At 74.3% G+C, this 5625-nt stretch carries 5 protein-coding genes; 3 read left to right on the forward strand and 2 right to left on the reverse strand.

Features of this window, described 5'->3' with window-relative positions; translation table 11 throughout:
• The 3 genes from AA75_RS20310 to AA75_RS20320 all read left to right on the forward strand — a co-directional run.
• A partial coding sequence (locus tag AA75_RS20310; RefSeq protein ID WP_033821557.1) for an ABC transporter permease occupies positions 1 to 720 on the forward strand: 720 nt, incomplete at its 5' end.
• Positions 721 to 845: 125 nt separating this feature from the next.
• On the forward strand, positions 846 to 1952 hold the full coding sequence (locus AA75_RS20315; protein WP_033821558.1) for a PLP-dependent cysteine synthase family protein: 1107 nt from the start codon (positions 846 to 848) through the stop codon (positions 1950 to 1952).
• Between the two features lie 66 nt (positions 1953 to 2018).
• Positions 2019 to 2543 carry a GNAT family N-acetyltransferase gene (locus AA75_RS20320; protein ID WP_033821559.1) on the forward strand — a complete coding sequence of 175 codons (525 nt, stop codon included), beginning with the start codon at positions 2019 to 2021 and terminating at the stop codon, positions 2541 to 2543.
• A 20-nt stretch (positions 2544 to 2563) separates the two neighbouring features.
• Here the strand turns inward: AA75_RS20320 and AA75_RS20325 are convergent, their stop codons facing one another.
• On the reverse strand, positions 2564 to 3400 hold the full coding sequence (locus AA75_RS20325; protein ID WP_033821560.1) for a DeoR/GlpR family DNA-binding transcription regulator: 837 nt from the start codon (positions 3398 to 3400) through the stop codon (positions 2564 to 2566).
• 58 nt (positions 3401 to 3458) lie between these two features.
• Positions 3459 to 5625: right-handed parallel beta-helix repeat-containing protein (locus AA75_RS20330; protein ID WP_033821561.1), on the reverse strand; the 2167-nt coding region annotated here is incomplete at its 5' end.

Consider the following 5625-nt stretch of genomic DNA (forward strand, 5'->3'; position numbering starts at 1 on the left):
GCGGTCTCCCGGACGGAGGCGGCCGGCCACGGCTGGCAGGTCGGCTCCACCGTGGGCGTGACCTTCGCGGACGCCACCGAACGCTTCACCGTCCGGGCGCTGTTCGACGGCGGCGGGGTGGCCGGCGACTACCTGATGACCCCGCAGGCCTGGGCCCCGCATCGGGTCCAGGACAGCGCGGGCCTGGTCGCCGTCGCGCTGCGCCCCGGCGTCGCCCTCGCCGACGGCCGCGCCGCCGTGCAGCACACGGCGGACGGGTACGGCGGTCCGCGGGTGCAGACCAGGGACGAGTACGCGGCGAGCAACGCCGCCGGGGTCGACACCATGCTCTCGGTGGTCTACGCGCTGCTCGCGCTGGCGGTGCTGATCGCGCTGCTGGGCATCGCCAACACCCTGGGCCTGGCGGTGCACGAGCGGACCAGGGAACTCGGGCTGCTGCGCGCCGTCGGCCAGACCAGGGGCGGGCTGCGGGCGATGGTGCGCTGGGAGTCGGTGCTGGTGGCGGCGTTCGGGACGGTCGGCGGGCTGGGCCTCGGGGTCCTCCTCGGCTGGGCGCTGGTCCGGGCCTCGGACGCGGCCGGCACCGGGGCGTTCGCCGTCCCGCCGGCGCAGCTGACGGTGGTGCTGCTGGCCGGGCTGGTCGCGGGGGCGGCCGCGGGTCTGCGGCCGGCGGCCAGGGCGGCGCGGCTGGACGTGCTGCGCGCGGTCGCGGCGGAGTGAGCGGGCCCGGGCCCGGGCCCGGGATAAGCGGAAGCTGGACCCCTCCTTAATGTTACTTATCGTAGCTGATGGTTACACTACGTGGGAGTGACGCATGGGGCGGCAGAGGTGAGGGAGAGCGCGCGATGGTTGTCCAGACCACGGACGTGGACCGGTCCGACAGCGACTACCGGGCGTGGCTGAAGGAGGCGGTGCGCAAGGTCCAGGCCGACGCCAACCGCTCGGCCGACACCCACCTGCTGCGCTTCCCGCTGCCCGAGGAGTGGGGGATCGACCTCTACCTCAAGGACGAGTCCACCCACCCCACGGGCAGCCTCAAGCACCGGCTGGCCCGCTCGCTCTTCCTGTACGGGCTGTGCAACGGCTGGATCCGGCCCGGCAAGCCGGTGATCGAGGCCTCCAGCGGCTCGACGGCCGTCTCCGAGGCGTACTTCGCCAAGCTGATCGGTGTCCCGTTCGTCGCGGTGATGGCCCGCAGCACCAGCCGCGCCAAGATCGAACTGATCGAGTTCCACGGCGGCCGCTGTCACCTGGTCGACCGCCCCGCCGAGGTCTACGAGGTCTCCGCCCGGCTGGCCGAGGAGACCGGCGGGCACTACATGGACCAGTTCACCTACGCGGAACGGGCCACCGACTGGCGCGGCAACAACAACATCGCCGAGTCGATCTTCGCCCAGCTCCGGCTGGAGCCCCATCCCGAACCCGCCTGGATCGTCGCCACCGCGGGCACCGGCGGCACCTCCGCCACCATCGCCCGCTACGTGCACTACCAGCAGTTCGACACCCGGATCTGCGTCGCCGACCCGGAGAGCTCCTGCTTCTTCGACGGCTGGACCAAGTACGACCCCGACGCCACCTGCGCGACCGGCTCCCGGATCGAGGGGATCGGACGGCCGCGGATGGAGCCCAGCTTCGTGCCGGGCGCCGTCGACCGGATGATGAAGGTGCCGGACGCCGCGTCGATCGCCGCGATGCGGATGCTGGAGAAGGCGATCGACAAGAAGGCCGGCGCCTCCACCGGTACCGGACTGTGGAGCGCGCTGCGGATCGTCGCCGAGATGCGGGCGGCCGGCCGGACCGGCAGCGTCGTCACGCTGATCTGCGACCCGGGCGACCGCTACCTCGACAAGTACTACTCGGACGCGTGGCTGGCGGAGCAGGGCATCGAGATCGACCCCTACCTGGAGCTGATGGAACGGTTCCTGAACGGCGGCACGGACCAACTGGCCTGACGGCGCGAAGGGGTGGGTGCCGGACCGGCTGACAGCCGATCCGACGGTGTGGTAACCATCCCTGTTATGAACGATCTCCTGACCGAACGGCTGGCCATCCACCCACTGACCGCCGAGGAGGCCGAGCTGGTCGCCGCCGGCCGGCCCGGTCCCGGCACCAACTGGGCGCCGGACTACCCCGCCGAGGGCGAGCGGACCGGCGCCCGGATGTTCCTCCGGGCCTGCGCCGCCGTCGGCGACCCGCACCCCTTCGGCGGCTACGAGATCCGGCTGCGCGCCGACGGCCGGGCGATCGGCGGCATCGGCTTCCACGGCGCCCCCGACGAGGACGGCGCCGTCGCGATCGGCTACGGCCTCGCCGAGTCCGCCCGCGGCCGCGGCTACGCCCGTGAGGCCGTCCACGCCCTGCTCGGCCTCGCCCGGAGCCACGGCGTCACCGCGCTGCTCGGCGACACCACCCACGACAACCTGCCCTCGCAGCGCGTCATGCTGGCCGTCGGGATGGAACTGGTCGACGAGGACGAGGAGTTGAAGTACTACCGGCTGGCGCTCGGCGCGGCCGGCGAGCCCGGCCGGCCCCGGCACCCCTGAGGCTCGGGAACACCCGAGGCTCAGGACCCCTGCTCGTCCTCGTCCTCGGCCGGCTCCAGGCCGGCCAGGATCAGCTCCCGGACCTGCTCCCTGGCCGCCTCCACCGCGTCCGCCGGCAGCCCCGCGTCCGCCACCCAGGTGTCCACCTCGGCCAGTTCGGCGAAGCTGGACAGTCCGATCGTGCCCCACTTGGTGTGGTCCGCGACCAGCACCGTCCGGCGGGCCGAGGCGACGAAGGTCCGGTTGGTCTCCGCCTCCGCCAGGTTCGGCGTCGACAGCCCGGCCTGGGCGGACAGACCGTGCGTCCCCAGGAACAGCAGGTCGAAGTGGAGCGAGCGGATCGCCCGGTCCGCCACCGGACCCACCAGGGCGTCCGACGGCGTCCGCACCCCGCCGGTCAGCACCACCGTCGCCAGCTGGCGGCCCTGCTGGTGCTGCGCCCGGTCGAACACGTCGGCCACCCGCACCGAGTTGGTCACCACCGTCAACTGCTCGATCTCGGTGAGGTGGTGGGCCAGCGCGTAGGTGGTGGTGCCGCCGGAGAGGGCGATCGCGCTGCCCGGCAGCACCAGCCGGGCCGCCGCCCGGGCGATCTCCTCCTTGGCGGACAGCTCCAGCGCGGACTTGGCCTCGAACCCGGGCTCGTGGGTCCGGGCCGCCTCGGTCGGCACCGCGCCGCCGTGCACCTTCTCGATCACCCCGGCCCGCGCCAGCGCGTCCAGGTCACGGCGGATCGTCATGTCGGAGACGTTCAGCTGCCTGGTCAGCTCGTTGACCCGGACGCCGCCGCGCCGGCGCACCTCGTCCAGGATCATCGCCCGGCGCTGCTCGGCGAGCAGGTTGCTGCTGTCGGCCACGTGGTCACCCCTCCGCATCGTTGCGCCCTCATCCTCCCACGCCGACACGCCCCCGGGATCAGCCCGGAAGATCGGCGGGGACCAGCAGTTGCAACTCCTCGGTCGACGGGTCGGCCAGCTGCGCGACCCGCATCGCGTGGCGCTCCACCATGGTCTCGAAGACCTGCCGGGCGGTGCGGCCGTTGCCGAACCCCGGCCCGCGGTCGATCCCGGCGAAGTGGTCCAGCAGCGCGCCCGCGGTGGCCTCCGCCATCTCGTACTCGTGCTCGGCGCACTGCGCGCGGGCGATCTCCAGCAACTCCGCGGCGCTGTAGTCGGGGAAGGTCACGGTGCGGGAGAACCGCGAGGACAGGCCGGGGTTGGCGGCCAGGAACCGCTCCATCTCGGCCGTGTACCCGGCGACGATCACCACCGCCTCGTCCCGGTGGTCCTCCATCAGCTTCACCAGGGTGTCGATCGCCTCCCGGCCGAAGTCCCGGCCGCCGTCCGGCGGTGCCAGCGCGTACGCCTCGTCGATGAACAGCACCCCGCCCCTGGCCTGTTCGAACGCGGCCTGGGTGCGGATCGCCGTCGACCCGATGTGCTCGCCCACCAGGTCCACCCGGGCCACCTCGACCAGGTGGCCGCGCCGCAGCACCCCGAGCGAGGCCAGGATCTCGCCGTACAGCCGGGCCACCGTGGTCTTGCCGGTGCCCGGGGCGCCGGTGAAGACCAGGTGCCGGCGCGGCGAGGGCGCCTTCAGCCCGGCGCGCTCCCGGCGGCGGCCGACCGAGATCAGGTCGACCAGGGTGCGGACCTCCTGCTTCACGGTGGCCAGCCCCACCAGCGCGTCCAGCTCCGCCAGCGCCTCCTCGGCCGGCCGGCAGTCCGGGATCGGTGAGATCAGCGCGGGCGCCGGGACGGTGGGCCCGGCGGCCGCCGCGATGGCCGGCAGCCGCACCGGCGCCCCGGCGGCGGGCCCCGCGGGCGCAGCGGTGAGCGACGGTGGCGGCGCCAGGGCCCGGGGCGGGGGCAGCAGCTCCAGCGGCGGCGGGGGGGCCACGTCGTCGGAGACGCACGCCTCGGCGACCGGCCCCGGCTCCGAGAACTCGAAGCCCGCCCGGCCGTTGTGCTCCGCCCGGCACCGGGTCAGCCGGGTGCGGCAGCCGTCGATGATGTGGAAGCCGAAGCCCTTGCCGTGCGAGACCCGGCACTCCTCGAAACTGCCGAGGCCCTGCGCGGAGACGTACACCCCGGCGTCGCTGCTGCCGCGCACGGTGCAGCCGCGCAGCACCGGATCGGCGCCCTTGGTGACGATCACGCCGGTCGAGACGTCGGCGATCTCGCAGTCCGTCAGCCGGCCGCCGCTGCTGTGGTCGCGGAACCACAGGCCGGTGCCGGCCCGCTGGATCCGGCAGGCCGTCAGTTCCACGGTGGCGCCGCCGCTGACCGACACCGCGGAGCTGCGGATCGAGCTGAACGAGCAGTTCTCGGCGCTCGCCGTGGAACCCCGGTCCAGCACGAACAGCGCGTCGGGCAGGTCCCGCAGGGTGCAGTCCGACAGCTCGACCCGGGCGCCGTCGCTCACCCACAGCGCGGGGTAGTCGCCGGTGGCCGAGTGGATCTCGGTACCGCTGGCCTGCGCGTGGGTGCCGGAGTCCCAGACCGACAGCGCGCCGCGGCCGAAGGAGTGCACGGTGCAGCGGTGCAGGCCGAGCCGTGAGCGGCCGCGCAGGTCGGCGGCGTTCTCCGGCAGGTCGTGCAACCGGCAGCCGGTGAGCCGGAGTTCGGCGTCGGTGTCCAGGGTCAGGCCGTTCCCGGTGACCCGGTGGACCGTGCAGTCGGTCAGCCGGCCGACCGCGCCGGACTCCGCCTGCACCCCGCTGCCGCGCACCTCGTACAGCTCGCAGCCGGTCAGGTCGGCCGTCGAGCCGCGGTCGGCGAGCAGCAGGGCGGCGCCGGAGGCGTGGTGGATCCTGGTCCGCTCCAGCTGGGCGGTGGAGCCGCCGAGCACCGCCAGCCCGGCCTGGCCCGCCTCGATGAGCTCGCAGTCCTCCAGCCGGGCGCGGGCCTCGCCGCGCAGCCGTACACCCAGGCCCGCCGGGTTGGCGACGGTGCAGCCGCGCAGGGTGGCCGCCGCCCCGGCGGCGACCTCGACGCCGACCGCCGAGCGGGCCTCCACCCGGCAGCCGGTCAGCTCCGCGTCGGCGGCCGCACCGGTGACCAGCACGGCGGGGGCCGCCGCG

The sequence above is a fragment of the Kitasatospora sp. MBT63 genome (assembly GCF_000710465.2).
Classification (GTDB): Bacteria; Actinomycetota; Actinomycetes; order Streptomycetales; family Streptomycetaceae; genus Kitasatospora.